The following is a 26,617-nucleotide window of genomic DNA, read 5'->3' on the forward strand; positions in this document are numbered from 1 at the left end:
CAAACCTAGTCCCGTGCAGCCGGGCGGACGCCGAGCGTTCCCGGCTCGCCCTCGGCCGGTTCTCCGAATCCGTTCAGAGACCTTCAAGTGGCCTGTGCGATTCTGCCCGGGTGACTCAGCAGACGCCGTTCAGCGGCCGAGGGCCGGCCTTCCCCACGATCCCGCGCGGGGAGATCCTCGCCACGTTCGACACGTACCAGGAGGCGCAGGCCGCCGTCGACGTGCTCGCCCGCGCCGACTTCCCGGTGCGCCAGCTCGCCATCATCGGCAACGAGCTCAAGAGCGTCGAGCGGGTGACCGGCAAGCTCACCTGGGGCCGCGTCGCCCTCGCCGGAGCGGCCTCCGGCGCCTGGCTCGGCGTCTTCCTGGGCCTCCTGCTCATCATCTTCTCGCCGACGACGGAGCTCTCCTTCCTCATCGCGGCGGTCCTCCTCGGCGCCGGCTTCGGGATGCTCTTCGGGCTCGCCTCCTACGCCGTGAACCGCCGCCGTCGCGACTTCACCTCGACCATGCAGGTGATCGCGACCAGTTACTCCGTGCTCGTGGACCCCGAGGTGGTCAACCGCGCGCGCAACCTGCTCGACGGCGGCACCTCCCCGGCGGAGGCGCCGCAGACGACCTGGGCTCCGCCGCCCGCCGCGGTCGGCGACCCGCAGCCGCAGCCCGTCCGCCCCGAGGACGACCCGCGCTGACGATCCTCGACGAAGGCCCCCGGTCCGCCGGGGGCCTTCGTCGTTCCCGGGGCGGGGCGGCTCAGGCGGAGCCGACGGGCGGGAGGACGATGTCGACCGCGAGACCCCGGGGGGAGCGGTTGACCAGGGCGACCGTCCCGCCGGCCGAGAGCACGGTGGTGTGCACCAGGGCCAGTCCGAGACCGCTGCCGCCGGAGGCGAGGGTCCGGGAGTCGTCCGGGCGGGAGAAGCGGTCGAAGGCGACCGGGATGAAGGCGTCGGGCATCCCCGGTCCGTCGTCCGAGACGCTGAGCATCAGGCGCCCGTCCGACTGCGAGAGGGAGGCGACGATCATGCCGCCGCCGTTCATCGCCTGGATCGCGTTCCTCACGAGGTTGTCGATCACCCGGCCGAAGTCCTGGGACGCGACCGCGTAGAGCCGGGCCGGCTCGCGCTCGTCGATCTCGTAGTCGATCTCCACCCCCGACTCCGAGGCGAGCAGGCGGGTGCGGTCGACGGCGCCCACCAGCTCGTCGACGAGCTCGGCGAAGGGAGCGGTCGGGCGGACGGTGCGGCTCTCGATGCGCGAGATGTCGAGCAGGGCGGACGCGAGGCGCACGAGCCGGTCGACGCTCTTCTGCGCGTCGAGGATGACCCGGTCGACCGCGACCGGATCGTCGACGCGGTGGTGGGCGATCTCGAGCTGCGCGGAGAGCGCGGCGAGGGGAGTGCGGAGCTCGTGGCTCGCATCCGACACCATCTGCTTCTCCCGGGCCAGCGACGCGGTCTGCTTGGTCAGGAACGCGTTCAGCGTCACCGCGAGCTCGTCGATCTCGTCGCGCGTGCCGACGACCGGGAGCTGGTCGCCCTGCCCGGGCTCGGCGGCGATCTGATCCGCGCGCGCCCGCATCCGGCGCACCGGGGCGAGGGCCGCGCCCGTCAGGATCCACGAGGCGAGCCCGAACGTGACGACGAGGAAGATCGCGGCGTAGACGAGCACGTGGGCGAAGTCGTCGAGGACGAGCTGCGACGCGGCCTGATCGCGGGCGGAGGCGACCTGCCAGACGCCGAGATCGCTCTCGATGGCCGTGAAGCGGACCAGGTAGCTGCCGTTCGCCGTCGTCACGTCGGCGTACCGGGGCGAGGTGTCGGCCGGCTCCTCCGCCAGAGCGCTGAGCACCTCGCCGCTCAGGCGCGAGGGCATGGTCGAGGTGCTGACGCTCCCGTCGGGCGCGAGAGCGAGGAACAGCTGGCCCGTCGACGAGCCCTGCGTGCGCGGGACGTTGCCCGCCGAGATGTTGCGGCGCACCTCGTCCTCGATCGACATCAGGATCGTCCGCTCACTGCGGTCGACGATGCCGGTGACCACCTGGTAGAAGAGCAGCGCCGCGAGCGCGAAGAGGGCGGTCGCCACAGCGACCGTTCCCACGGTGATCCTCGCGCGGATCGAGAGCGCGCCGACCCGGCGGCGTGCCGTGCTCATCCGCGACACGGGCTACTCGACCGGGCGGAGGAAGTAGCCCTTGCCGCGGACGGTCACGATGCTGACGCCCGTGTCCTCGGTCGGGAGCTTCTTGCGCAGGTAGCTGACGTACTGGTCGACGATGTTGTTGTCGACGATCTCGCCGCCGCCCCAGATCTCGGAGAGGATCCGCTGGCGGGTCACCACGGAGCCGACGGGAGTGATGAGGAGCTTGAGGAGCTCGAGCTCCTTCGGGCTGACGTGGATGCGCGAGCCGTCGGCGGTGCGCCGGATGCTCGATCCGTCCACGGTGATGCGTCCGACGTCGATCGAGGTGGACATCAGCGACGGGCTGCGGCGCAGGAGGGCCCGGAGGCGCGCGTTGAGCTCGGTGAACGCGAACGGCTTGGTCAGGTAGTCGTCCGCTCCGGCGTCGAGCCCGAAGACGCGGTCCTCGATCGCGTCCCGCGCGGTCAGCAGCATGATCGGCGTGGGCCGGCCGAGCTCGCGGATCCGGCGGCAGATCTCGAAGCCCGACATCGCCGGGAGCATGACGTCCACGATGGCGGCCGAGAACTCGGCGTTGCTGAACGCGACGAGCGCGTCGATGCCGTTCGTGGTCAGCACGGCCTCGTAGCCGGCGTCTTCGAGGCCGCCGACGAGGGCCTCACCCATGGCTGGATCGTCTTCGACGACAAGGATCTTCACGCGCTCACCCTACGGCCCGGCTCCCAGGAGGACGCTCTGGGCTGGCCGTGTGTCGATCGGATGCGGGATCGACCCATCCGATCGGCGCTCGGCGACGAATGAGGAGCAACAGACCGCTCGGGGGCGTGGCGGGAGAGGCGCGATCAATGGCGCAATTCTACTCTTCTCCCCCCGTCGGCCCGATGATACTGTTCGCGAAGTTCACCTCTACCGTCACCCGAAGGCGGCACAAACATGCTCAATATTCTTTCCATCTGGGCGCGTCTCGCGCTGTCGGTCCTCCTGTGGATCGTCCTTCTCCCCGTCATGCTCGTCCTGCTGCCGTTCCGCACGGGCAGGAGCGCCTCGCTCCCCGCCCTGCGACCGGTGCCGGTTCCCGCATCGACGGTGGCGATCGACACCCGGAGCACCAGCGGCGCGTACTAGGCCCACTTCCCGGTCGTTCCGGGCCCGACGCCCCGCTCCCATGAGCTCCGGCGTCGTCCGCCCACCGATCCCCGACACCCGAACAGCCGTGCCTCTCTCCGCCAGGAGGGGGCGCGGCTGTTCGTCGTTCCCCGGGTCGATCCCGACTGACCGACAGATGTCGATTTCGGCTACTCTCGATCGCGAGCCGCGTCAAGCCCTTCGCAGAATCTCAGGGACTGGCAATACAGTGCTCGCACATGGTTCACCGATCGGAAGGAACACGGATGCTTCGCGCCACGCTCGACACCGCTGGGATCCAGCTCGATTCGACCACGGGAGCCCCCGTGCGCCCCGACACCCCGGTCTCGGTGGTCGCGTCGGCGCCTCAGAGCCTGATCTCGCGGATGCTCGGACGCCGCCGCTGCGAAGCCTGCGGAGCGGCCTCGGCCCGTCGCCGCGACGGCTTCTGCTCGGCCGACTGCGCCGGCACCTTCCACCTCTACGAGTGAGCCCGACCGGCCGAGTGCCGGTGGTGAACGTCCCGAAGGCCCGTGATCGACGATCGCGGGCCTTCGTGCTGTCCGGGGAGGGTCGGAGCGCCGGGTGAGGAGCGCCACGGTCGGACTCGGTCGCCCACCGGGTGACGCCGCTCGGTCCGTGGTGGAGGGGTGCGCCTCGAGGGGCGTCGAGCACCGGAGCTGAGCGCCCATGTGCGAGGGAGGAGAGCGGAGGACCGCGGATGTGCCCCCAGTAGGATTCGAACCTACGCCCCTGCCTCCGGAGGGCAGTGCTCTATCCCCTGAGCTATGGGGGCCAGGAGTGCCTGACCACATTAGCACCCGGGCGGGGCGGGCCCCGACGCCGGGAGCGGTCCTCGCGCATGCCACGATGGAGCCATGCTGCGCACTGTCTCCGCCTCGCTGGATCTGCGTCTGAACGGCCCGACCGACCTGATCTTCCTGGTGGCGGCGACGCCCACGGGCGACTCGTTCGAGGACTCCTTCACCGTCCGGCTCGACGGGCAGGACGTGCCTGTGCGGGAGTTCCCGGCGCGGCACGGCGCCCGCGTGCACCGCGTCGCGGGGAACGAGGGCGACCTGCGGGTCGAGTACCGGGCGCGGGTCGCCGGCCACGGCGCTCCGGACGAGCCGAGCGAGCTCGAGCTCGTCGAGTACCTGCGGCCGAGCCGGTACGCCGAGGCGGACGTGCTCGGAGGGATCGCCCGGCGCGAGTTCGGGCGGGCCCGGGGCTTCGAGGCGCTGACGGCCGTCGAGGAATGGGTGCACGGCCACCTGTCGTACGTCTACGGGTCGACGGTCGGCACCGGGGGAGCGGCGCAGGTCATCGAGAGCGGCCAGGGCGTGTGCCGGGACTTCGCGCACACGGTCGCCGGGCTGCTCCGCGCCCTCGACATCCCCGCCCGGGTGACGGCGGTCTACGCGCCGGGCCTCGAGCCGCGGGACTTCCACGCGGTCACGGAGGCCTGGGTGGGCGGCGCCTGGCACGTCGTGGACGCGACCCGGCTGGCTCCGCGCGGGTCGATGCTGCGCATCTCGTCCGGCCGGGACACGGCGGACACCGCGTTCCTCAGCAGCTACCTGACGGACCTGCGCCTGACCGGGATGAGCGTGGAGGCCGACTGCGACGCGGCGCTCGTCGACGACCACGTCTCGCCGGTGCGCCTGGGCTGACGCCGGGGCTCAGCCGGCGAGGACGCCGATCGCCGACCGCACGAGCGGCTCGGGGTCGCCCGGCTCGACGAAGGAGGCGCTGGACGCCTCGATCCAGTACTCGCCGACGAAGGCGTCCGCGACGCCCCGCCCCTCGGCCACCTGGTAGTAGCCCTCGATCTCCGGCGGCTTGCCGTAGGTGGGGACGGCCTTGCTGGTGGTGAAGAACTCGTTCTTGAGCGCCTCGATCACCGCGGGGTCGAGGTGGGCCACGGCCAGCTGCAGCTCGGCGCCCGAATCGTCGGACCATCCGCAGACCAGGCCGTCGTACTGGGAGATCTCCTCGGAGACGGCGGTGGTCCCGATGCCGTCGTCCGGGGAGAATCCGCCCCACAGGCCCGCGAGCGCCGAGGCCGGGACCAGCTGCTCGCAGGCGAGGGGGATCGGCGTGCCGCTGACGGCGCCGCTCGCGCTCGGCTCCGGGTCGGCCGCGGGGGAGCAGCCGGAGAGGGCCGCCGCGGCGAGGGCGACGAGGAGGAGGGCGGCGGGACGGCGCATGCGTCGCACCCTAGCAACGCCGCCCTGCCGAGCGGCCCCACGGTGCAGGAGGGGCGGGGGGCGCGGGCGCGGCGGCCGGTAGAATCGCTCCCCGTGACTCCCGAACAGCTCGCCGCCTCCCTGCACGCCCTCGTCCTCGACGCCGTGCAGCGACGGGGGAGCGATGCGGGCGTCGAGCTCTCGGACGTCGTGCTGGAGCGCCCGAAGAACCGCGACCACGGCGACTGGGCCTCGAACATCGCGATGAAGCTCGCGAAGCGGGTCGGCGCGAACCCGCGCGAGCTCGCCGCCGAGCTGGCCGAGGGGCTGGGCGCGGTCGAGGGCGTCGCCACGGTCGAGGTCGCCGGTCCCGGCTTCCTCAACGTCCGGCTCGAGGCCGCGGCCGCGGGTGCCCTGGCCGGCGCGATCGTCGATGCGGGCGAGGCCTACGGCACCGGGTCCGCCTACGCCGGCGTCCGGATGAACCTCGAGTTCGTCTCCGCCAACCCCACCGGCCCCATCCACATCGGCGGGACGCGCTGGGCGGCGGTCGGCGACAGCCTGGCACGGATGCTCCTCTCGCAGGGCGCCGAGGTGACCCGCGAGTACTACTTCAACGACCACGGCGCGCAGATCGATCGCTTCACGCGGAGCCTCCTCGCCGCCCACCGCGGCGAGCCGACCCCGGAGGACGGCTACGGCGGCGCCTACATCGGCGACATCGCCGAGCGCGTCGCCGCCGCCTACCCGGGCGACCTCGCCGTCCTGCCCGAGGAGGAGCTCGCCGAGACCTTCCGCTCCATCGGCGTCGAGCTGATGTTCGGCGAGATCAAGCAGAGCCTGCACGAGTTCGGCGTCGACTTCGACGTGTACTTCCACGAGAACTCCCTGCACGAGTCGCGTGCCGTCGACCGCGCGATCGAGCGCCTCCGCGAGCTCGGGCACATCTTCGAGGCGGACGGCGCCACCTGGCTGCGGACCACCTCGTTCGGCGACGACCGCGACCGCGTCATCATCAAGAGCGACGGGGAGGCGGCCTACATCGCGGGCGACCTCGCCTACTACCTCGACAAGCGCGAGCGCGGCTTCGATCGGGCGATCATCATGCTCGGCGCCGACCACCACGGCTACATCGGCCGGATGATGGCGATGTGCGCGGCGTTCGGCGACACCCCGGGCGTGAACCTCGAGATCCTGATCGGCCAGCTGGTCAACCTGCTCCGCGACGGCGAGGCGGTCCGGATGTCCAAGCGGGCGGGGACCGTCGTCACGATGGAGGACCTCACGGAGGCCGTCGGCGTGGACGCCGCGCGCTACTCGCTGGTGCGCTCCTCGGCCGACTCGACCCTCGACATCGACCTCGACCTGCTGACCAAGCGGAGCAACGACAACCCCGTCTACTACGTGCAGTACGCCCACGCGCGCACCCGCCAGGTCGCGGCGAAGGCCGCGGCGTCGGGCGTCCCCGTCGAGCCGTTCGCGCCCGAGACGCTGGTGCATCCGACCGAGTCGGCTCTGCTCGGCGGCCTGCAGGAGTTCCCGCGCATCGTGGCGCACGCCGCGGAGCTGCGCGAGCCGCACCGCGTCGCGAGGTACCTCGAGGAGGTCGCCGGCCTCTACCACCGCTGGTACGACAACTGCCGGGTCGTGCCGCAGGGCGAGGACCCGGTCGAGGCCGTGCACTCGACCCGGCTGCGCCTGAACGAGGCGACCGGGCAGGTGCTCCGCAACGGGCTCTCCCTGCTGGGCGTCACGGCCCCGGACCGGATGTGAGCGCGTCGGGGGCGGCGCCGCGGCGCCGGCGCGGGGGACGCGCGGCCGTGGTGGTCGTCGTGGTGCTGGTGCTGCTCGTGGTCGCGGCGGTGGTGGGCGACTCGCTCGCCCGCCGCGCCGTCGCGGACCGCGCCGCCGCGAGCCTCCGCGAGGCGCTCGCACTGCCCGCGGACCGGGCGGTGGACGTCGACGTCGCGGGCTGGGCCGTGCTCCCGCAGCTCGTCTCGGGGCGGCTGGACCGGCTCGACCTGCGCAGCTCGGACGTGACGTTCGGCGAGCTCGACGGCGACGTCGCCGCGACCCTGATCGGGGTGCCGGTGAGCGGCGTCGGAGCGGTCGTGTCCGGCAGCACGACGGTCGCGATCGACGCGGCCTCGGTGTCGCGGCTCGTCACCGAGCGCAGCACCGTTCCTGTCGACGAGGTGACCCTGGACGCTCCGCTCGTGCGCGTGACCGCCTCCGCCGAGGTGCTGGGCCTCCGGCTCGGCGCGGGCGTGGGGATGGAGCTCGCCGCCGTGGACGGCGCCATCCGGCTGACCCCGGCCGAGGTCTCCGCCGCCGGTGCGACCTTCTCGGCGACCGACTTCCGCGACCGCTTCGGCGCCGTCTCCGGCGACCTGCTCGCTCCGTCCTCCGTGTGCATCGCGGACTCGGTGCCGCGCGGACTGACGCTGACCGGGGTCGAGGTCGCCGACGAGTCGCTGAACGCGAGCTTCGCGCTCTCTCCGACGTTCCTGAGCGACCCCGCGGAGCAGGAACCGGGCACCTGCGCCTGAGCCCGCGCGGAGCCGCCGCCCCGGACCGGTAGGATCGGAGCCCTGTGCCGGCGTCTTCCGCGGGCCGAACACTGACATCGCTGGCTTCAGGGGTCAATCCGGACCCGCTCGCCCCGCAGTGACGCTCCCACTCTCTCCTGTGAGGTCTCACCCGTGGACACCGTCGACGCCCGCGCCCGCGCCCCCCGGCATCCGCTCGCGCCTGAGTGGCTGCACACGCCCGCCGACCCGAACGCCCTGGCCGACGGCGTGTGGCCGGACAGCGCCGAGCGCGGCGAGGACGGCGGGATCCGGATCGCCGGAGTGCCCGTCGCCGAGCTGGTGCGCGAGCACGGCACTCCTCTCTACGTGGTGGACGAGGCCGACGCCCGCCGCCGGGCCGTCGAGATGCGCGAGGTCTTCGCCCGCGAGCTCGGCCGCATCGGCACCGGCGTCACCGTCTACTACGCGGGCAAGGCGTTCCTCTCGACCGAGGTCGCCCGCTGGATGCGCGACGAGGGCCTGAACCTCGACCTCTCCAGCGGCGGCGAGATGGCGGTGGCCCTCGCCGCCGGGATCGAGCCCGAGCGCTTCGGCCTCCACGGCAACAACAAGTCGCTCCGCGAGATCGACCGGGCCGTCGAGGTGGGCGCGGGCACGATCGTGCTCGACAGCCTCGTCGAGATCGAGCGCGTCGCAGCCGCGGCCGAGCGGCACGGCCGCGTGCAGGCGGTGCGCCTCCGGGTCAACAGCGGAGTGCACGCGCACACCCACGAGTTCCTCGCCACGGCGCACGAGGACCAGAAGTTCGGCCTCGCACTCGCCGACTGCCCGGCCGCGGTCGCCCGCATCCGCTCCTTCTCCTCCCTGCGGTTCCTCGGGCTGCACTGCCACATCGGATCCCAGATCTTCGGCTCCGCCGGGTTCGCGGAGTCGGCGTCGCGCCTGCTCGACGTCCACGCGGCACTGCTCGCGGACGGCCCCGTGCCGGAGCTCAACCTCGGCGGCGGCTTCGGCATCGCCTACACCAGCGCCGACGACCCGACGCCGATCGCCGAGATCGCGGCCGCCGTCGCCGACGCGGTCGCCGAGCAGTGCGCCGCCCGCGGCGTCCCGGTGCCGCACATCGCGATCGAGCCCGGCCGCTCGCTGATCGGGCCCGCCGGCGTCACCCTCTACGAGGTGGGCACCGTGAAGGACGTGACGGTCGGCTCCGAGGGCTCGACCGCGGTCCGCCGCTACGTCAGCGTCGACGGCGGCATGAGCGACAACGCCCGTCCGGCGCTCTACGGCGCCGACTACACGGCGCGGATCGCCGACCGCTCCTCCTCGGCCGAGCCCGCCCTCGTGCGGGTGGCCGGGAAGCACTGCGAGTCGGGCGACATCGTCGTCCACGACGACTTCCTGCCCGCGGACGTGCGGCCGGGCGACCTGCTCGCCGTCGCCGCGACCGGCGCCTACTGCTGGTCGCTCGCCAGCAACTACAACTACCTCGGGCGCCCCCCGGTGGTCGCCGTCCGCGACGGGCGCTCGCGCGTCCTCGTGCGCGGCGAGACCGAGGAGGACCTCCTCCGCCGCGACGCCGGCATCGAACGAAAGGCCACCTCCCGATGATCGAGTACCGCAGCCTCCGCGTCGCCCTGCTGGGCGCCGGGTCCGTCGGTGCCCAGGTGGCGCGCCTCCTGCTCGACCACGGCGACGAGCTCGCCCAGCGCGTGGGGGCGCCGCTGGAGCTCGTGGGCGTGGCCGTCAGGGACGTGGACGCGCCCCGCACCGCCGACATCCCGAAGCACCTGCTCACCACCGACGCCGAGTCGCTGATCCTGGGCGCCGACATCGTGGTCGAGCTGATCGGCGGGCTGGAGCCCGCCCGCAGCCACATCCTCACGGCGATCTCGTCGGGCGCGGACGTGATCACGGCCAACAAGGCGCTGCTCGCCGCCCACGGCAACGAGCTCTTCGAGGCCGCCGACCAGGTGGGCGCCCAGCTCAACTACGAGGCGGCCGTCGCCGGCGCGATCCCGATCATCCGGCCGCTGCGCGACAGCCTCGCCGGCGACCGGGTCCACCGCATCCTCGGCATCGTCAACGGCACGACCAACTACATCCTCGACCGGATGGACACCGAGCACGCGAGCCTCGAGGACGCGCTCGCCCGCGCGACCGAGCTCGGCTACGCCGAGTCCGACCCGACCGCCGACATCGAGGGCTACGACGCGGCGCAGAAGGCGGCGATCCTCGCCCGCCTCGCGTTCCACACCGACGTCCCGGTCACCCTGGTGCACCGCGAGGGCATCACCGGCATCACGAAGGCGCAGGTCGACCAGGCCCGCGACTCCGGCTACGTGATCAAGCTGCTCGCGATCTGCGAGCGGCTGACCGACGCCAAGACCGGCGTGGAGGGCGTGTCCGCGCGGGTCTACCCCGCGCTCGTGCACCGCTCCCACCCGCTCGCGGCCGTGCACGGGGCCAACAACGCGGTCTTCGTCGAGGCGGAGGCGGCCGGCGACCTGATGTTCTACGGCGCCGGCGCCGGCGGGATCGAGACGGCCTCCGCCGTCCTCGGCGACGTCGTCTCGGCCGCCCGCCGCCACGTCGTCGGCGGCCCCGGCCTGGTGACCAGCGCGAGCTCCGGGCTCGCGGTCCTCCCGATCGGCCACGTCACGACCCGGTACCAGGTCACCCTCGAGGTGCTCGACCGCCCCGGCGTGCTCGCGCAGATCGCGGGCGTCTTCGCCGACCACGGCGTCTCGGTCGAGACCCTGGTGCAGACCCCGCCCGGCGCCGACCCGCTGGAGGAGCAGGGCGGTGCGGAGCGGCGCGAGCCGACCGCTACCCTGGTCATCGGCACGCACGCCGCGGCGGAATCCGATCTGGCGGCCACCGTCACCGCCCTCCATTCGCATGGTTTCGTCGGCGCCGTGACGTCCGTTCTACGAGTTGAAGGAGCCTGAGATGGCCAAGCAGTGGCGCGGAGTCCTGCACGAGTACGCGGACCGCCTCGATGTCACCGAGGCGACCCCGGTCATCACTCTCGGCGAGGGCGGCACGCCGCTCATCCCCGCGGCGGCCCTCTCGGCGCGCACGGGCGCGAAGGTGTGGGTCAAGTACGAGGGCATGAACCCGACCGGCTCCTTCAAGGACCGCGGCATGACCATGGCGATCTCGAAGGCCGTCGAGCACGGCGCGAAGGCCGTCATCTGCGCTTCGACCGGCAACACCTCCGCGTCGGCCGCCGCCTACGCGACGCACGCCGGCATCACCGCGGCCGTCCTGGTGCCGGAGGGCAAGATCGCCCTGGGCAAGCTCAGCCAGGCGATCGCGCACAACGCGCAGCTGCTGCAGGTGCAGGGCAACTTCGACGACTGCCTCGACATCGCCCGCGACCTCGCGAAGAACTACCCGGTCCACCTGGTCAACTCGGTGAACCCGGACCGCATCGCCGGACAGAAGACCGCGGCCTTCGAGGTCGTCGAGGTGCTGGGCGATGCTCCGGACTTCCACATCGTCCCGGTCGGCAACGCGGGCAACTACACCGCCTACTTCCGCGGCTACTCGGAGGAGCTGGAGCGCGGCGAGTCGACCCGCCTCCCGCGCATGTTCGGCTTCCAGGCCGAGGGCTCCGCTCCGATCGTGCACGGCGCCCCGGTCCGCCACCCCGAGACGATCGCCAGCGCGATCCGGATCGGCAACCCGGCCTCGTGGGAGCTCGCCCTCAACGCGCGCACCGTCAGCGACGGCTACTTCGGCGCGATCAGCGACGAGAAGATCCTCGAGGCGTACCGCATCCTCGCGGGCGAGGTCGGCGTCTTCGTCGAGCCGGCGTCGGCGATCAGCGTCGCGGGGCTCCTCGAGCGCGCCGAGGCCGGAGCGATCCCGAAGGACGCGACCGTCGTCCTGACGGTCACCGGCCACGGGCTCAAGGACCCGCAGTGGGCGCTCCGCACGGCCGACGGCGCGGACATCACGCCGACCGTCGTCCCGGTCGACACCGCCGCGATCGCGGACGTGCTGGGGCTGGCCGGCGCATGACCTCGGCGGTTCCCGTCGGCCGCACCGTCCACGTCAAGGTCCCCGCCACCTCGGCGAACCTGGGCCCCGGCTTCGACACGCTCGGCCTGGCGCTCTCGTTCTACGACGAGCTCGACGTGACGGCCGTCGCGGCCACGGGTGCGCGGGTCACCGTGCACGGAGTCGGCGAGGGCGAGGTGGCGACCGACGAGACGAACCTCGTCGTGCAGGCCATCGCGTACACGTTCGCCGACCAGCGGCAGGAGATGCCCGGCATCGAGGTGATCGCGCGCAACATCATCCCGCACGGCCGCGGGATGGGCTCGTCCGGCGCCGCGATCGTCTCCGGCATCATGGCCGCGAAAGGCCTGCTCGAGGGCGTCGTCGAGCTCGACTCGGACGACCTCCTCCGCATCGCCACCGAGATGGAGGGGCACCCCGACAACGTGGCGCCCGCACTGTTCGGCGGCCTCACCATCGCCTGGGTCGAGCCGCACGCCTCCGGCGCCGACGACTCGCCGCTGCGACCGCGCTCCAAGAAGCTCATGGTCCACCGCGGCGTGTCCCCGGTCGTCTTCGTGCCCGAGCACACCATGTCGACGCGGCTGGCACGCTCGCTGCAGCCGCAGAGCGTGCCGCACGAGGACGCGGTGTTCAACGTCTCGCGCTCCTCGCTCCTGATCGCCGCTCTCATCCAGAGCCCGGAGCTGCTGTTCGCGGCGACCGAGGACAAGCTGCACCAGAACTACCGCGCGGCCGCCATGCCCGAGACCTCAGCGCTGATCGCGCTGCTGCGCTCGCACGGCTACGCGGCGGTCGTCTCGGGTGCCGGACCGAGCGTCCTGGTGCTCTGCAGCGACCCCGCGCAGCGCCTCGCCGCCGCGGATCTGGTGGAGCGGGAGGCCCCCACGCCGTGGCGCGCGCACATGCTGGCCGTCGACTTCAAGGGTGCTACAGTGGGGATCGCATCCCGAGGAACCGCGTAACGAGCGGAATCTGTCCGACGGATCGTCCCGACAACCACGGCCATCACATCGTGTGAAGGGCGCCCCTGCTCCTCTTGCAGACCGGCGCCTGGTCTCCGGGCCCTCTCCTCGCTCTCTGCGGCAGTCGGTCCCGGCGGCCGAGAGCATCGCGTGGATCAGAACACGCGATGGCACCGCACGGTCGATGAGCTCTCCCGGTGAGCACTCGTTCCCGGGGGGAAGGAACCCTCTCCAGTGACAGACGTCAACACCCACGGCTCGACCGTGGACCTCACCGCCGACCTCTCCGGTCTGCGCGTCGCCGAGCTCCAGGCTCTCGCGACGCGGCTCGGCCTCGGCGGCGCCTCCAAGCTCCGCAAGGGCGAGCTGGTCCAGGCCATCTCGGACCTGCGCGCAGCCTCCGCCGAGGACGCGCCCGCCGCGATCGCCGACGCGGTCGCTCCGGACGACGCAGCGGTCGCCCCGGACGTCGACGCCACCGGCGTCGAGGCCGAGCCGGCCGATGTGGCCGAGCAGTCCGCTCCGCAGCCCGAGGCGCCGGCGGAGCTGCCGACGCCCGTCGAGAGCACCGAGGCCGACACGGCCGACGTCCTCGAGCAGGCCGCGCCCACCGTCGACGAGCCCTCCGCGACGGCCGCCGAGTCGGCCCCCGTCGAGCTCGAGCTCCCCGCGGCGGCCGAGCCGGTCGCCGAGCCCGCCGAGCGCGCGCCCCGCCGACGCAGCTCGCGCCGCGCCTCCAGCGGCACCGTCGCCGCCGGCGAGCACCTCAACATCCCCGGCGGGACCGGCGTCGAGTCGCTGATCCCCGACCTCCCCGTCATCGAGCAGGACCGCGACGCCGACCAGGCCGCGAAGCCCGTCATCGACATCGAGCTGCCCAACGGGCCGGAGTCGGACGACTCCTCCCGCGAGGGCGGCCAGCGCGAGCGCCGCGGACGCCGCCGCAGCCGCGGGGGCGCCTCCGAGCAGAGCGAGCAGGCCGAGCAGGCGCCCGCCGAGAACGACGCCGACTCCTCCGACTCCGGCGACCAGCAGGAGCAGCAGGGCGGCGACCAGCAGCAGAACGGCGACCAGCAGGGCACCGGCCGCGGTCGCAACCGCCGCAACCGGAACCGCAACCGCGGGGACGACCGCCAGAACGATGCTCAGCAGAGCCCCGCCGCGCAGTCCCAGCCGCAGAACGGTCAGGGCGCGCGCGCCGCGCAGTCCGAGGGCCAGCAGGCTCCTCAGCAGAACGGCTCCGGACAGCCCCAGAACGGCCAGCAGGCCGAGGGCGAGGACGGCCGCCGCAGCCGCTACCGCGACCGCAAGCGCCGCGGCGGAGCGATCGGCGACGACTTCGAGCCCGAGATCGGCGAGGACGACGTCCTCATCCCGGTCGCTGGCATCCTCGACGTCCTCGACAACTACGCCTTCGTGCGCACCACCGGGTACCTGCCCGGCGTCAGCGACGTCTACGTCTCCCTCGGACAGGTCAAGAAGTACAACCTGCGCAAGGGCGACGCGGTCGTCGGCGCCATCCGCCAGCCCCGCGAGGGCGAGGGCGGCGGCCGCCAGAAGTACAACGCGATCGTCCGCGTCGACTCGATCAACGGCCAGACCGTCGAGGAGGCCGCTGCGCGCGTCGAGTTCCAGAAGCTCACGCCGCTCTACCCGACCGAGCGCCTGCGCCTCGAGACGGAGCCCGGCAAGCTGACCCAGCGGATCATCGACCTGGTCGCCCCGATCGGCAAGGGACAGCGCGGCCTGATCGTCGCGCCGCCCAAGGCCGGCAAGACCATCGTCCTGCAGCAGATCGCCAACGCGATCGTGCAGAACAACCCCGAGGTCCACCTGATGGTCGTCCTGGTCGACGAGCGTCCGGAGGAGGTCACCGACATGCAGCGCACCGTGCGCGGCGAGGTCGTCGCCTCCACCTTCGACCGCCCGGCCGAAGACCACACGACCGTCGCCGAGCTCGCGATCGAGCGCGCCAAGCGCCTGGTCGAGCTGGGCCACGACGTGGTCGTGCTGCTCGACTCCATCACCCGGCTCGGTCGCGCCTACAACGTGACCGCTCCTCCCTCGGGCCGCGTGCTCTCGGGCGGCGTGGACGCCTCGGCGCTGTACCCGCCGAAGAAGTTCTTCGGAGCGGCGCGCAACATCGAGAACGGCGGCTCGCTCACCATCCTCGCGACGGCGCTCATCGAGACCGGCTCGAAGATGGACGAGGTGATCTTCGAGGAGTTCAAGGGCACCGGCAACATGGAGCTGCGCCTCTCCCGTCACCTCGCCGACAAGAGGATCTTCCCCGCCGTCGACGTGAACGCCTCCGGCACGCGCCGCGAGGAGATGCTGCTCAGCGCCGACGAGGTCAAGATCACCTGGAAGCTGCGCCGCGCCCTCGCCGGGCTCGACCAGCAGCAGGCGCTGGAGATCATCCTGTCGCGCCTGAAGGAGACCTCGTCCAACGTCGAGTTCCTCATGCAGGTCTCGAAGTCGGCCGTCGGCCCGGCCACCGCCGGCCACGGCAACGGCCACCACTAGCGCCCCGACGTCCGCGGTCGCCCCTGTCACCGGGGGCGGCCGCGGGCGTTTTCGCGTCCCCGGGCGATGAGCCCGACCCCGACCACCTCCGGAAGCCAGGACCCCATGTTCGAATCCGTCAGCGTCCTCCTCGCCGAGCACGAGGACCTGCAGACGCAGCTCTCCGACCCGGCCCTTCACGCCGATGCCGCCCGCGCCAAGAAGGTCAACCGGCGCTACGCGGAGCTGAGCCAGATCAAGGCGGCCCACTCCGCCTGGATCCAGGCCGGCGAGGACCTCGAGGCCGCGCGCGAGCTCGCCCGCGAGGACGAGGCCTTCGCGGAGGAGGTCCCCGAGCTGGAGGAGTCGCTGCGGGTGGCGCAGGAGAAGCTGCGGCGCCTGCTCATCCCGCGCGACCCCGACGACGGCCGCGACGTCATCATGGAGATCAAGGGCGGCGAGGGCGGAGCCGAGAGCGCGCTGTTCGCAGCCGACCTCCTCCGGATGTACCTCCACTACGCCGAGGCGAAGGGCTGGAAGACGGAGATCCTGGACCGCGACGAGTCCGACCTCGGCGGCTACAAGAACGTGCAGGTCGCGATCAAGAGCAACGCCACCGATCCCTCGCAGGGCGTGTGGGCGCACCTCAAGTACGAGGGCGGCGTGCACCGGGTGCAGCGCGTCCCCGTGACCGAGTCGCAGGGGCGGATCCACACCTCGACCACGGGCGTGCTCGTGTTCCCCGAGGTGGACGCGCCCGAGGAGGTCGCGATCAACCAGAACGACCTGAAGATCGACGTCTACCGCTCCTCCGGTCCCGGCGGGCAGTCCGTCAACACGACCGACTCCGCCGTGCGGATCACCCACCTCCCGACCGGCATCGTCGTGTCGATGCAGAACGAGAAGAGCCAGCTGCAGAACCGTGAAGCGGGCATGCGCGTGCTGCGCGCCCGCATCCTGGCCCGCCAGCAGGAGGAGATCGCCGCGGCGGCCTCGGACGCGCGCAAGACGCAGATCCGCACGATGGACCGCTCCGAGCGCATCCGGACCTACAACTTCCCCGAGAACCGCATCGCCGACCATCGCACCGGCTACAAGGCGTACAACCTCGACGGCGTGATGAACGGCGCGCTCGACCCGGTGGTGGAGAGCGCCATCCAGGCCGACGAGGAGGCCCGCCTGGCCGACATCGGCTCCGAGGAGGCGTGACCCTCGTGACCACCGGTGTCGACGCGCGCACCCTCCTCGCGGACGCGGTCGCCCGCCTCGCCGCCGCCCGCGTCCACACGCCGGACGTCGATGCGGAGCTGCTTCTCGGGCACCTGCTCGGGCTCGGCCGCGGCCGGCTGCAGGCGCGCCTCATCACGGGGTTGAGCGTCGACGAGGAGCACGCCGCGGCGTTCGCGAGCGCTATCGAGCGCCGGTCGGCTCGCGAGCCCCTGCAGCACATCACCGGGATCGCACCGTTCCGCTCGCTCGAGCTCGCGGTCGGACCCGGCGTGTTCGTCCCGCGACCCGAGACCGAGGGCGTCGCGCAGATCGCGATCGACGCGCTCCGCGCGGTCGTCGACCCGGAGCCGATCGCCGTCGACCTCGGCACGGGCAGCGGAGCCCTGGCGCTCGCGCTCGCGCATGAGGTGCCGCACGCGCGAGTGATCGGCGTGGAGAACGCTCCCGAGGCGTTCATCTGGGCCCGCGGCAACCGCGAGCGGCTCGGGCTCGAGAACGCCCGCATCGTCTTCGACGACCTCGCCCGCGCGCTTCCCGAGCTGGACGGCACCGTCTCGGTCGTCGTCTCGAACCCGCCCTACATCCCGGCCGCCGCCGTCCCGCGCGACCCGGAGGTGCGCCTGTTCGACCCGCCCTCGGCTCTCTACGGCGGCGAGGACGGCCTGGACGTCGTCCGCTCGCTCTCGGCGACCGCCCTCCGCCTGCTCCGCTCCGGGGGAGTGCTGGTGATGGAGCACGGCGAGCTGCAGGGCGCCGAGATCCGCGCCCTGCTCACCGCCGACGGCTGGCGCGGAGCGACCACGCAGCGCGACCTCACCGGCCGCGACCGCGCGACGGTGGCGGTGCGCTGAGGCGTCGCGGAGCTCCGGCCTGGCCACCCGGGCCGTCCGATCTCAGTCGCCGAAGGTGATGTCGAGGTAGGGGGTGGTGGTGGATTCGCGGGTCTCGATGCGGACGACGCTGCCTGCTGTTCCCGGGGGGAGGTGGGCTTGGTCGATGCCGAGGGAGAGGGTGGGGGTGGAGGCTGCGGCTTTGGCGGCGAGGGCGTCGGTGAGGTCGGTGGTGCGGGTGGTCTTGGTGGTGTCGACGAGGGTGCTGCCGAGGATGGGGCCGAGGGCGGGGCGGTTGGTGAAGGTGAGTCCCTTCTCGGTCCAGGTGGTGGGGGTGTCGTGGAAGTCGAGGAGGACGGGGGATCCGTTGTCGGTGATGGCGGCGGTGGTGGTGAGGGTGGCGCCGGTGACGGTGCGGCCCTGGAGGGCGCTGAGGTCGAAGCGGAGGTAGCCGACGCGGGTGTAGCTCTGGTCGGTGGTGGTGGAGGCGCTGGTCTTGACGAGCATTCCGGTGATGGCGCCGTAGTTGGTGCCCGCTGATGCTCCGCCCTGGACGTAGGAGTCGGCGGTCGGGTAGAGACGGACCTTCGTCCTGTCGACCACCGTCACCGGAACGCTCGCCGAGCGGATGACGCCGCCCGATTCGACGAGCACGCCGATCATGGCGGTCCCCGCGGTGCGCCCGGTGACCGAACCCGACCGGTCGACGGAGGCGACGGCGGGATCGGAGGAGCCCCAGGTGAGCCTCACCGAGGACGCGGGGAGCGTCCGCCCGTCCGGCCCGGTACCCGTCGCCGAGGCCGCGGCCGTTGCGCCGGCCTGCACCTCGGACGCGGAGATCGCGGCCGTCGCGAACGAGAGGCTCTTGTCCGGCACGTGCACGTGCGCGTCCTCGGTGAAGCTGTAGATCCTGACCTCCCGCAGCGCCGTCCAGACGTCCTTCGTGCCGTCCCCGTGACCGACCAGGCGGACGAACCGGGTATCGGAGGGCATCGCCGCAGCGACGGAGGCCCATCCGCCGGTCCCGAGGTAGGACCCGGAGGTACGAGCGGTCCACGTCCGGCCGTCGGGGGAGCTGAGGAGATCGAACTTCGACAGTCGACTGGAGTTGGCGACCCAGGAGAGGTCGAGGCGCTCGACCGCCGTGGCGCGCGCGAGCTGCCACGTGATCGAGTTGTCGCCCCACGTGGACCAGTACGCTCCCTCGGTCCCGTCGAAGGTCACCTCCGGTGACCCCGCCGTCGTCCGGGAGGCGACCGCGCTCTCGATCCGGATCGGCCCCGGTGTGAGGAGGACGCGGTAGGTGGTCGGAGTCCTGCCGGGCTCTGTGACGGTGGTCGAGGCCCAGCCGGGAACGGCGGCGGGCGAGGTCGAGGTGACGACCGATCCGGCCGCGGCCTGCGCGGCGACCACAGGCACCGGGCCGGTCGGGTCGACTGCTGCTGTGTAGGCGACGTCGTCGCCCGCGAAGGACGGGAGGGGGGTGCCGCCCACCGTCACGCCGGTGGCCCGGCTCGTCCCGACCGCATCCAGTGACCACGATGACAGGCCGACGACCGGGGCTGCCGCTGCCACGGGGGCGTCGCCGTGGAGCGGGGAGAACTGCACGGCGATCCGGACGCTGTCGGTCCCGGAGGCCGCGATGGTCAGCTTCCTGTCGGCGAGGTTCGAGCTCTGACCCGCCGGTCGCGGTGAGGTGGCCAGGGGAGCGGCGTCCATGACGGAGAACCGGAAGGAGTCCTCGGTGACGATGCGGGCCAGCATCCGTTGGCCGTCGCGGTAGAGGGTGGCGCTGCGGCCGTCGTCCGAGACGTCGATCAGGGCCTCGGTGTTCATGGACCAGAGCGCCTCGACGGGGCCGGACCGCTCGACCTCGTCCTGCACGAGGAACTGGTCGCGTCCGTCGAAGAGCTTCACGCCCCGCTGCCAGGTGGTGCCGCCCGGGAGAAGGGCGGACAGGTCGCTGACCGCCAGCGACGAGGAGGCGTTGGCGTCCGAGCGGACCATCGTCGACCGCCCGGTCGCGTAGGCGGTCGAGCTTCTGAAGGGGTCGACGAGGAGGGTGCTGTGCGCCTCCTGTCTGTTCCGGTAGTAGGTCCACCGGGACTCGCCCTCGAAGTAGCCGGCGAGGCTGTAGTCGTCCCGTCCGAGGTCGGAGGACCACCTCTCGCCCAGAGCGTCGAGGATGAAGGAGCCGGAGTCCTGGTGCTGGTGCCCGCTCGTGGGGCTGCTGGCCGAGCGGAAGCCGACGGAGGTGCCGTCCGCGTCCCAGGACGATCTCATCGTGCTCACGCCGGCGGCTGCGGAGAAGGAGTCCCTCGACGCCCCGGGGCCGGCCGCGGCGGTCGTGGCGGCTTGGTACCAGATGAGCCGCTGCGCATCGCTGCCGGTCTGCTTGCCGCCGACGGAGAGGAAGTCGGCGTTGTCGAACTTCTTCGCCAGGTACAGCTGCGACGGCGGGTTGAGCTGCGTCGAGTCGCTGTCGCCGAAGTCGTACATCTCCTTCGACGCCCCGAGCATCTGCACGGGGAAGTAGCCCGTCGTGCTGACGCCGGGCGAGGCTGCCAGGCCCCAGTCCGTCCCGGTTGCGACATCGAGTGTGCTCAACGCAGAGGCGAGATACCGCGTCGCGTACTCCCAGTACGTCGGCCCCTCGGCGTACCCGCCGTCGGGCCCGAACTGCGCGAGGCCCCGGCGGAGACTGGGGGTCGCGTAGCCGAGGATCCGATCGGAGAGGCCCGCATTGTCCTGCGCCGTCGCGACTGCACCGGCGATCATCCCTCCGTTCGCCACGATGTTCCAGTTGTTGGTGACGACGGCCCAATTGCCGCCGTACGCATAGGGGCCGGAGGTGTTCGCCGGCGCGGAGTAGACGGGCACGGACGGCTGGAGGCCGAGCCGTTGGATGGCGGAGCTCAGTGTGCTCCGCTGGGAGGGTGTCCAGCGGGCGTAGAGCCAGTCGTAGCCGATGGCCATCCCCTGCGTCATCTCGGCGGTGTCGAGGAAGTGATCCGGATTCCAATCGGCGAACTTCGATGCCGCGTCGAGATCGAGCCAGAGCCGGTCCGCGTAGGCGGGGGACCCGGTCACCAAATAGCTGATGCCCAGAGTCCGGGCGCGCTGGACGAGGGTCTGCGACGTCTCCAGGATGCGGATGCCGTCCGGAGAGCTCCGCTTCAGAACCGGTTCAGTGAGCATCCGGTCGGCCTCCGCGCGGACGCGGTTCCATACGGCGGTGACGGCGGGATCGGACGACACCGACGCTCGCAGATCGACGACCGACTGCTGGTCGAGCTCGAGCCTCGGGTGCGCCGTCGTGACGTCGGCGGCCGTGGGGCCGCTGCCCGCGGCGGCTGCGCTGCCGGCCGGTGACACCGCGCCGAGAACGGCCAGAAGAGCGATGACGGAGGACACCGCGAGCGCCTTGCCGAAGCGGAGGAACCGCCGGCGCGAGGAGGAGGACCGGTTCGGCCGTCGGTGAGAGCGGTCGTGCAGGGGAGTCGCTTCAGGGGCGTCGAGCATGATGGCGCGTCCTCCCGGGATTGCCGATGCGGTGCGCTTGCGACGGTATCCACGGTGAGGAGCGATCGGGCCGGACTGACGAAGCCTCGAGGCCGGTGACCCTCGAAAGGGTAGGAGGAGACGCGGATCGTCCGCTCCGGGGTGCGGGCTCAGCGCTTCCGAGCGCGGAGCAGGAAGACGATCTGGACGATGAGGACGGTGAGCTCGGTGACGACCTCGGCGGCCAGACCCCCGGGCGCGCCGAACGTCCGGGACAGCAGCCAGATGAGCACCGGCCCCGTCGCCGCTCCGACGAGCGCGCTGTTGCGCAGCGCCTTCAGGCGACGGAGAGCGACCAGGCCGAGACCGCCGGTAGCCCGCGACACGCAGGTGATGGCGATGACCCCTCCGCAGAGAGCGGTGATGGGGAGCGGGAGGGTGATCTCGCCGCTGAACAGGATCTGCGACGCGAAGCCCCCGAAGAAGGCGAAGCCGGTTCCGGCGACGAGCCCGAGGACGGCGTTGGCGCCGACGGCGCGCGCGATGCGGCGGAAGCGGTCGGTATCGGATCCGGGCGCCCCGACCCATGCCTGCAGCGCGTTGGGAAAGGCGGCGAGCAGCGCCAGCACCAGGCGCTGGAGCCGCTCCGCGGCGGAGAAGACGACGAGAGCTCCTGGCGAGGCCGCTCCGACGATCGCCACCGGCAGGGCGATGTAGGCCGCGCTGGCCAGTCGTCCCTGGAGGGCGACGTTCTGCGCGCGGACGGCACGGAGGATCCGGCGCGGGCCCAGAGAGCGCAGGAACCCGAGTCGGCTCCCTGCAGCGGACCAGCCGAGGACCGGAGGCACGATCGTACCGACGGCGAGTAGCAGCGGGTAGACCGCCAGCGGCGCTCCCGCGGCACTGATCAGGAGCACGGTGAGCCCGTTGGCGGCCAGTCTGGGCAGGGCGTCGAAAAGCAGGATGTTCCGCGGCTGGCCTGCGCCGATGAAGAACCACGCCGGCGACAGCGTGCTCAGTGCGATTGCGACGGCGATCCACGCGGCCGCGACCGGATCCGCCGGCGCGAGCAGGCCGGTGACGATCACCACGGGGACGACCAGCGGCAGGAAGACGAGGACTTTCGTCGCCGTGGCCAGAGCATAGGTCTGCGATCGAGCCCGCCGCCCCATCCGGGCGATCCGCTGGGGGCCGTTCAGGCCCCAGCCGAGTTCGACGACGACCGCTGCGGCGGACCCGATGGACTGGGCGACGGCGACGGACGCCCACGCCGTCGCTCCGAAGGAGCTGGTGATGGAGGGGATGACGATCAGCGGGCTCAGGGCGCTGATCAGGGGGATCAGGACGAAACCGAGGAGGCGCAGGATCGGCTTCGAGCGCCGCGGACCGTTCGGAGCGGCTCCCCGCATCTACTTCTCCACGAGACCGTGGAGACCCACGATCATCGCGGCGACGTGGGGTCGGCGGCGGGACAGCTCCGCGACCGAGGCGGCGACTCCGCGCGGATCGCGGGCGCTGAGGGCGCCCCGCAGCATCTGCGTGGCGACGAAGTCTCCGTAGGCGCGGGAGTCCAGGGCGTCGCCGTGGCGGGCGAGCCAGGCGGCACTCGCGCGCCAGTCCGCCGTCTTCGAGATCGAGGCGGCGGAACCCTGCTGGACGTGCACGAGAGCGAGGGGGACGTAGGTCATCCGCGCGTCGGCCGCAGCCCACCGCGCGACGAGGTCCCAGTCCTGGTGCTTCTTCATCGAGGGGTCCCACGGGTGCTCGTCCAGGAGGCGCCTGCTCGCGAGCAGGGAGCTCGTCTGGATGTACCCCGTGCCGTGCTTGAGGCTCGGACGGGCGACGAGATAGGACGCGACGGACTGACCCGCCGCGAGCTCGCGCGTCGGCAGCCGGCGCACGCCGTCGCCCGACTCGTGGAAGTAGGTGGCGGTGTAGCAGAGATCGGCCGAGGACTCGGAGAGCGCCTTCACCTGGCGGGCGAGCTTCTCCGGCTCCCACCAGTCGTCATCGTCGAGGAACGCGACGTGCGAGGTCTCGGCCGCTCGGGCTCCGGTGCTGCGGGCGTTCGCCCCGCCGGTTCTGCCCGCCGTCACCAGGAGGACCTCGTCCTCGAGGAGACTCCGCACGTGGTCCTCTCGGGAGGGGTCGTCGAGAACGACGACCGTCCGGCCTCCAGCGCCCGTCTGTCCGCGCACCGACTGCAGAGCGCGGGCGAGCGCAGGCCTGCCGAGGGTCGGGACGACGGTGGTCACGTCGCGGGTGGTGAGGCTCATCGGGTCCCCGCTCCGCGGAGCGTGTTGCGGAGGATCAGTCCGGCCAGCGCGAACGGCTCCACGAAGTACCGGGTGCAGAGGCGCCGCGGATCGTGCAGGAACCTCCACGCCCACTCCAGGCCGACCGAGCCGAGCCAGCGCGGACTCAGCTCGACAGCGCCTGCGATGTAGTCGACGGCCCCGCCCACGGTGGCGATGTACGCGTCGGGGAGGTCGTCCCAGTGCTCGTCCAGGAATCGCTCCTGCTTCGGCATTCCGAGGCCGACGATGAGGAGGGTCGGCGCGTGGCTGCGGATCGCGTCGACCACCGACTCCTCGTCCTCCCGTGCGAAGTACCCGGACGTCCCGGCCACGTCGTCGACGGCACGCGCCCTGCTCCAGGCGCTGACGGCCGCGGCGTTGATCTCCTCGGTGCCGCCGAGGATGAAGACCCGGCGGCCGGGCGAGCGCGTGTCGGACCAGAGCGCGTGGATCCAATCGGTCGACCCGATGCGCTCCTCGGTCGTGACCCGGCGCTTCAGGGAGGCCAGGGCCAGGACGGGCCACCCGTCGATCACCGCGATGTCGCTGCGCTCGTAGAACCTGCGGAACCAGGCGTGCTTGAGGTGGAGGTAGCTGCTGTGCAGATTGTGGTTGAGGATCAGCGTCGGCCCGGAGGGCTCGCTCGACACGAGGTCGGCGACTCCCGCAGCGGTCATCGGAGTGACCTTCACGGAGAGAAGGGGGACCTGGACGGCTGCCGGTCGTTCATGCACGGTGGGTGCTCTTTCTGATCAGTGCCTTCTGGACAGCGGTGTCGAGAGTGTCGGCTGTTGCTTCGGGGGAGAGAAGAGTGGTGAACCTCGCCTGGAGCGCTGCTCCCAGCTGCTCCTTGTCGGCGGTTCTGATCGCTGCGAGGACGCCGACGGGATCCGACCAGTCGGTGACCGGCAGGAAGGCTCCGGCGGCGAACTCCTCGATCGGCGGGGTCGGCGTCGCCGCCACGGCAGTCCCGAACACGGCCGCGTCCACGAGCTTCGCGGGGAGCTGGTAGAGCGCTGCCGGGCTGCGGATGTCCATGGGAAGGACGAGCACGTCCACGTCCGCGTAGATCTCGGACAGCGGTGTCCTAGGAGGCCGCATGACCCACTGCGCCGCCACATCGGAGGGCGGCGTCCATGACTGGGCGAAGGTGACGATGCCGACGTCCGGATCGGCCCGCAGCAGGGCGTTCAGAGTGTCCGCGCCCTTGTAGCTGCGGACGGTCCCGATGAAGCCCAGAGTCAGACGGCCGTCGGTGGAGGGCCCGCGCGGCCGATCACGCGTCGTCGACACCCGGGTATGGGGGATGACCGCGGACGCGTCACCGAGATCGAAGCGCTCGGCGTACACCCCGCGGAGTCCCGCGCTCGAGAAGGTGACGAGGCCGGCGTGGCGCGCGATCCTGGCCTGGCTCCGACGGAGCCGGGACGGAGCCTTCCGGCGCAGCGGATTCGCCTTCGCCCGGTTGAGGAGGGACTCGGATCGGAAGGCCTCCATGATCGAGACGTCGTCGTCGTCGAAATCCGCGACCACGACGGTGTTCGGGATGCGGGAGAGGCGCCGGGCCAGACGCGGCAGGGGGTCCGTCCCCTTCGAGAACCAGACGATGGTCCTCCGCTCCGACGCTGACGCGCGGACGTCCCGCTCGATGCGCGACAGATCCCTCCGCCCGAAAGGAACGACCTCCGCAGGGAACTGTCCCGCTCCGGCCCAGAGCTCCCCGTCCTCGAAGGCGAGAACCCGCACGCGTCCGAGCTCAGCCGCGGTGAGCGCCATGCTCAGCGCACGGCCCAGGGAGTTCGTCTTCGTCGAATCGCCGATGACGAAGGTCTCGGTGTCGATGATCTCAGGCATGTGAGCTCCGATCGGCTGGTCAGGTGCGGTCTGGTCGGGCAAGGGGGAGCGTGCTGTCACCGCGAGGAGCGGGGGAGGGTCCTCACGCGGGTGCGGTCCCCTCCGCGCTGAGGACTCGGCGTCCCCCGCCGCGTCGGAGGCGGTTCCGCTTCGCGGGGCGGAGCCGGGCGGGCGAGCGCGATCAGGTCCGGCGGCAGCGTCAGCGAGATCACGAAGACGCTCACTGAGACGACCCACGTCATCAGGTCGAAGGAGAAGGCCATCGCGAGCATCACGGCGACCTGGGCCCGGCCGAGGCGGTCGGAGCCGATCCACGCGCCCCCCATCGCCAGCACCATGAGGGCGAGCCCGATGCCACCGCTGATCGCGAGCGTCCAGATGAAGTGGTTGTCGATGACCAGGAAGCCGTCCTGCTGCAGCAGGCCCTGCGCGAAGATGCTCAGCTCCGAGAAGAAGCCGCTGCCGATCGCTCCGGTGGGAGAGCCGCGGTGCAGGAGCTGATCCGCGCTCGCCCATCCTTCGAGGCGGTGGCCGAAGGAGTCCGAGGTGGCCGCCTGAGTCGCGACGGCCGAGAGCCCGAAGTCGCCGAGGAAGATCGCGACTCCCGCCCCGATGACGATCAGGACGTTCTTCACCCGCGTCCGGGTGTTGGGAGCGAAGAAGAGGTAGACGACGAAGCCGATGGCCGCTGCGACGAACGCACTGCGCGTCCCCGAGAGGACGAGGCCGGCGACCGCAGCAGCGAGCGAGACGAGCCGGACCGTTCGGGACAGCTTCGACCCGAGAGCGAGGATCAGGAAGAAGCCGAACATCACGATGAGCGAGAAGATGATCGGGTGGCCGGTCGTGCCCTGGATCCGGATCAGGCCGGGGAGGAACGGGTTGTACCGGATGACGGGAAGACCCGCCGTGGTGAGGTTGCGGTAGCCCCAGACCGGCTCGGGCAGGACGGTGAGCTCGGCGATGCCGACGGCGACCTGCACGAGGACGGTGAGCGCCGTCCAGCGCAGCAGCGGCACCAGGTCCTGCTCGCCGAGGCGGGACACGACGGGGAACAGCAGCAGCGGCACCGCGATGAGGGCGAGGACGGTCGCCGGGGAGCTCGAGGAGATCAGGAGGCTCACCCCGGTCGTCCAGACGAACCAGGCGAGCAGGAGGAGCCGCGTGCGCTTCCTCGGCCGCGTCCGCTCGCCGAACGCCCAGGCCAGGATCAGGAACACCGCGGCGACGCCCGTCGAGGCGTAGCGGACGGCGTCCGGAGCGGAGGTGCTCGCGCCGATGCCGAGGACGAAGATCGAGAGGCCGACGGCGTAGCCGCGGAGGCCGACGGCGCGCCGCGGGAAGGTGACGACCAGGAACAGCAGAGCGAGGGCGGCGGCGACGATCAGCATGCGGCACGCCCCGTCCCCCGGAGTCCGG

Annotated in this window: 22 protein-coding genes and 1 tRNA gene; 13 read left to right on the forward strand and 10 right to left on the reverse strand. The window is 71.9% G+C overall.

Features of this window, described 5'->3' with window-relative positions; genetic code table 11:
* The first annotated feature begins 110 nt into the window (after positions 1-110).
* Positions 111-692 (forward strand): general stress protein, encoded by a 582-nt coding sequence (locus C5D66_RS01435; RefSeq protein ID WP_258063841.1) that lies wholly within the window; start codon positions 111-113, stop codon positions 690-692.
* A gap of 61 nt (positions 693-753) precedes the next feature.
* Here C5D66_RS01435 and C5D66_RS01440 read toward each other — a convergent pair whose 3' ends face one another.
* Complete coding sequence (locus tag C5D66_RS01440; protein ID WP_146084775.1) at positions 754-2,154, reverse strand: cell wall metabolism sensor histidine kinase WalK; 1,401 nt, start codon at positions 2,152-2,154, stop codon at positions 754-756.
* Between the two features lie 12 nt (positions 2,155-2,166).
* Positions 2,167-2,841: a response regulator transcription factor gene (locus C5D66_RS01445; RefSeq protein WP_258059273.1), complete on the reverse strand. Its 675-nt coding sequence runs from the start codon at positions 2,839-2,841 to the stop codon at positions 2,167-2,169.
* A 234-nt stretch (positions 2,842-3,075) separates the two neighbouring features.
* On the opposite strand from C5D66_RS01445, the gene C5D66_RS01450 reads away from it, so the two are divergent.
* Positions 3,076-3,267, forward strand: a complete 192-nt coding sequence (locus C5D66_RS01450; RefSeq protein WP_104249560.1) for a hypothetical protein — start codon at positions 3,076-3,078, stop codon at positions 3,265-3,267.
* A 266-nt stretch (positions 3,268-3,533) separates the two neighbouring features.
* A complete protein-coding gene (locus C5D66_RS01455; RefSeq protein WP_104249561.1) occupies positions 3,534-3,758 on the forward strand; it encodes a hypothetical protein in 225 nt (74 codons plus the stop codon).
* Positions 3,759-3,991: 233 nt separating this feature from the next.
* Here the strand turns inward: C5D66_RS01455 and C5D66_RS01460 are convergent.
* Positions 3,992-4,063 (reverse strand) — tRNA-Arg (locus C5D66_RS01460).
* Positions 4,064-4,145: 82 nt separating this feature from the next.
* Between C5D66_RS01460 and C5D66_RS01465 the strand changes: the two genes are divergently transcribed.
* Complete coding sequence (locus C5D66_RS01465; RefSeq protein WP_104232730.1) at positions 4,146-4,940, forward strand: transglutaminase family protein; 795 nt, start codon at positions 4,146-4,148, stop codon at positions 4,938-4,940.
* Positions 4,941-4,949: 9 nt separating this feature from the next.
* Here the strand turns inward: C5D66_RS01465 and C5D66_RS01470 are convergent, their stop codons facing one another.
* Entirely contained in the window at positions 4,950-5,477 is a 528-nt protein-coding gene (locus C5D66_RS01470) for a hypothetical protein (protein ID WP_104255075.1), read from the reverse strand.
* A 93-nt stretch (positions 5,478-5,570) separates the two neighbouring features.
* Here C5D66_RS01470 and argS point away from each other — a divergent pair, with 93 nt between their 5' ends.
* The 9 genes from argS (at position 5,571) to prmC (ending at position 17,567) form a co-directional block, all read left to right on the forward strand.
* On the forward strand, positions 5,571-7,229 hold the full coding sequence (argS, locus tag C5D66_RS01475) for an arginine--tRNA ligase (RefSeq protein WP_104255074.1): 1,659 nt from the start codon (positions 5,571-5,573) through the stop codon (positions 7,227-7,229).
* 47 nt (positions 7,230-7,276) lie between these two features.
* Positions 7,277-8,005, forward strand: coding sequence for an LmeA family phospholipid-binding protein (locus C5D66_RS01480; RefSeq protein ID WP_104255073.1), 729 nt, complete (start codon positions 7,277-7,279; stop codon positions 8,003-8,005).
* Positions 8,006-8,158: 153 nt separating this feature from the next.
* Positions 8,159-9,598 carry a diaminopimelate decarboxylase gene (lysA, locus tag C5D66_RS01485; protein WP_104255072.1) on the forward strand — a complete coding sequence of 480 codons (1,440 nt, stop codon included), beginning with the start codon at positions 8,159-8,161 and terminating at the stop codon, positions 9,596-9,598.
* Positions 9,595-10,938, forward strand: a complete 1,344-nt coding sequence (locus C5D66_RS01490; RefSeq protein WP_104223002.1) for a homoserine dehydrogenase — start codon at positions 9,595-9,597, stop codon at positions 10,936-10,938. The genes lysA and C5D66_RS01490 overlap by 4 nt, the downstream gene beginning before the upstream one ends.
* 1 nt (position 10,939) lies before the next feature.
* On the forward strand, positions 10,940-12,016 hold the full coding sequence (thrC, locus tag C5D66_RS01495; protein WP_104223003.1) for a threonine synthase: 1,077 nt from the start codon (positions 10,940-10,942) through the stop codon (positions 12,014-12,016).
* Complete coding sequence (gene thrB / locus C5D66_RS01500; protein WP_104255071.1) at positions 12,013-12,981, forward strand: homoserine kinase; 969 nt, start codon at positions 12,013-12,015, stop codon at positions 12,979-12,981. The genes thrC and thrB overlap by 4 nt, the downstream gene beginning before the upstream one ends.
* 234 nt (positions 12,982-13,215) lie before the next feature.
* Entirely contained in the window at positions 13,216-15,507 is a 2,292-nt protein-coding gene (gene rho, locus C5D66_RS01505; RefSeq protein WP_104274296.1) for a transcription termination factor Rho, read from the forward strand.
* A gap of 105 nt (positions 15,508-15,612) precedes the next feature.
* Positions 15,613-16,695, forward strand: coding sequence for a peptide chain release factor 1 (gene prfA / locus C5D66_RS01510; RefSeq protein WP_104232724.1), 1,083 nt, complete (start codon positions 15,613-15,615; stop codon positions 16,693-16,695).
* Positions 16,692-17,567, forward strand: a complete 876-nt coding sequence (prmC, locus tag C5D66_RS01515) for a peptide chain release factor N(5)-glutamine methyltransferase (protein WP_104255069.1) — start codon at positions 16,692-16,694, stop codon at positions 17,565-17,567. Before prfA ends, prmC begins: the two co-directional genes overlap by 4 nt.
* A gap of 42 nt (positions 17,568-17,609) precedes the next feature.
* Here prmC and C5D66_RS01520 read toward each other — a convergent pair whose 3' ends face one another.
* From C5D66_RS01520 to C5D66_RS01545, 6 genes are all read right to left on the reverse strand, one after another.
* Positions 17,610-21,068, reverse strand: coding sequence for a DNRLRE domain-containing protein (locus C5D66_RS01520; RefSeq protein WP_104255068.1), 3,459 nt, complete (start codon positions 21,066-21,068; stop codon positions 17,610-17,612).
* A gap of 149 nt (positions 21,069-21,217) precedes the next feature.
* A complete protein-coding gene (locus C5D66_RS16990) occupies positions 21,218-22,456 on the reverse strand; it encodes a hypothetical protein (protein WP_104255067.1) in 1,239 nt (412 codons plus the stop codon).
* Complete coding sequence (locus C5D66_RS01530) at positions 22,457-23,323, reverse strand: glycosyltransferase family 2 protein (RefSeq protein ID WP_104255066.1); 867 nt, start codon at positions 23,321-23,323, stop codon at positions 22,457-22,459. It abuts the gene before it with no gap.
* Positions 23,320-24,021 (reverse strand): WecB/TagA/CpsF family glycosyltransferase, encoded by a 702-nt coding sequence (locus tag C5D66_RS01535; protein ID WP_146084774.1) that lies wholly within the window; start codon positions 24,019-24,021, stop codon positions 23,320-23,322. Before C5D66_RS01535 ends, C5D66_RS01530 begins: the two co-directional genes overlap by 4 nt.
* A 49-nt stretch (positions 24,022-24,070) precedes the next feature.
* A complete protein-coding gene (locus C5D66_RS01540; protein WP_104255064.1) occupies positions 24,071-25,198 on the reverse strand; it encodes a glycosyltransferase family 1 protein in 1,128 nt (375 codons plus the stop codon).
* 56 nt (positions 25,199-25,254) lie between these two features.
* Positions 25,255-26,589 (reverse strand): O-antigen ligase, encoded by a 1,335-nt coding sequence (locus C5D66_RS01545; protein ID WP_104255063.1) that lies wholly within the window; start codon positions 26,587-26,589, stop codon positions 25,255-25,257.
* Positions 26,590-26,617 lie beyond the last annotated feature (28 nt).

This window comes from Rathayibacter sp. AY1B4 (assembly GCF_002932815.1).
Lineage (GTDB): Bacteria > Actinomycetota > Actinomycetes > Actinomycetales > Microbacteriaceae > Rathayibacter.

Excerpts from the sequence above, each read along its gene's own strand:
- C5D66_RS01545 (WP_104255063.1), bottom strand. The coding sequence starts at position 26,589 with ATGCTGATCGTCGCCGCCGCCCTCGCTCTGCTGTTCCTGGTCGTCACC.
- C5D66_RS01535 (WP_146084774.1), bottom strand. The coding sequence starts at position 24,021 with ATGACCGCTGCGGGAGTCGCCGACCTCGTGTCGAGCGAGCCCTCCGGG.
- C5D66_RS01450 (WP_104249560.1), top strand. The coding sequence starts at position 3,076 with ATGCTCAATATTCTTTCCATCTGGGCGCGTCTCGCGCTGTCGGTCCTC.
- C5D66_RS01540 (WP_104255064.1), bottom strand. The coding sequence starts at position 25,198 with ATGCCTGAGATCATCGACACCGAGACCTTCGTCATCGGCGATTCGACG.
- C5D66_RS01520 (WP_104255068.1), bottom strand. The coding sequence starts at position 21,068 with ATGCTCGACGCCCCTGAAGCGACTCCCCTGCACGACCGCTCTCACCGA.
- C5D66_RS01455 (WP_104249561.1), top strand. The coding sequence starts at position 3,534 with ATGCTTCGCGCCACGCTCGACACCGCTGGGATCCAGCTCGATTCGACC.
- thrC (WP_104223003.1), top strand. The coding sequence starts at position 10,940 with ATGGCCAAGCAGTGGCGCGGAGTCCTGCACGAGTACGCGGACCGCCTC.
- C5D66_RS16990 (WP_104255067.1), bottom strand. The coding sequence starts at position 22,456 with ATGCGGGGAGCCGCTCCGAACGGTCCGCGGCGCTCGAAGCCGATCCTG.
- C5D66_RS01470 (WP_104255075.1), bottom strand. The coding sequence starts at position 5,477 with ATGCGCCGTCCCGCCGCCCTCCTCCTCGTCGCCCTCGCCGCGGCGGCC.
- C5D66_RS01530 (WP_104255066.1), bottom strand. The coding sequence starts at position 23,323 with ATGAGCCTCACCACCCGCGACGTGACCACCGTCGTCCCGACCCTCGGC.
- C5D66_RS01490 (WP_104223002.1), top strand. The coding sequence starts at position 9,595 with ATGATCGAGTACCGCAGCCTCCGCGTCGCCCTGCTGGGCGCCGGGTCC.
- C5D66_RS01465 (WP_104232730.1), top strand. The coding sequence starts at position 4,146 with ATGCTGCGCACTGTCTCCGCCTCGCTGGATCTGCGTCTGAACGGCCCG.
- thrB (WP_104255071.1), top strand. The coding sequence starts at position 12,013 with ATGACCTCGGCGGTTCCCGTCGGCCGCACCGTCCACGTCAAGGTCCCC.
- C5D66_RS01440 (WP_146084775.1), bottom strand. The coding sequence starts at position 2,154 with ATGAGCACGGCACGCCGCCGGGTCGGCGCGCTCTCGATCCGCGCGAGG.
- prfA (WP_104232724.1), top strand. The coding sequence starts at position 15,613 with ATGTTCGAATCCGTCAGCGTCCTCCTCGCCGAGCACGAGGACCTGCAG.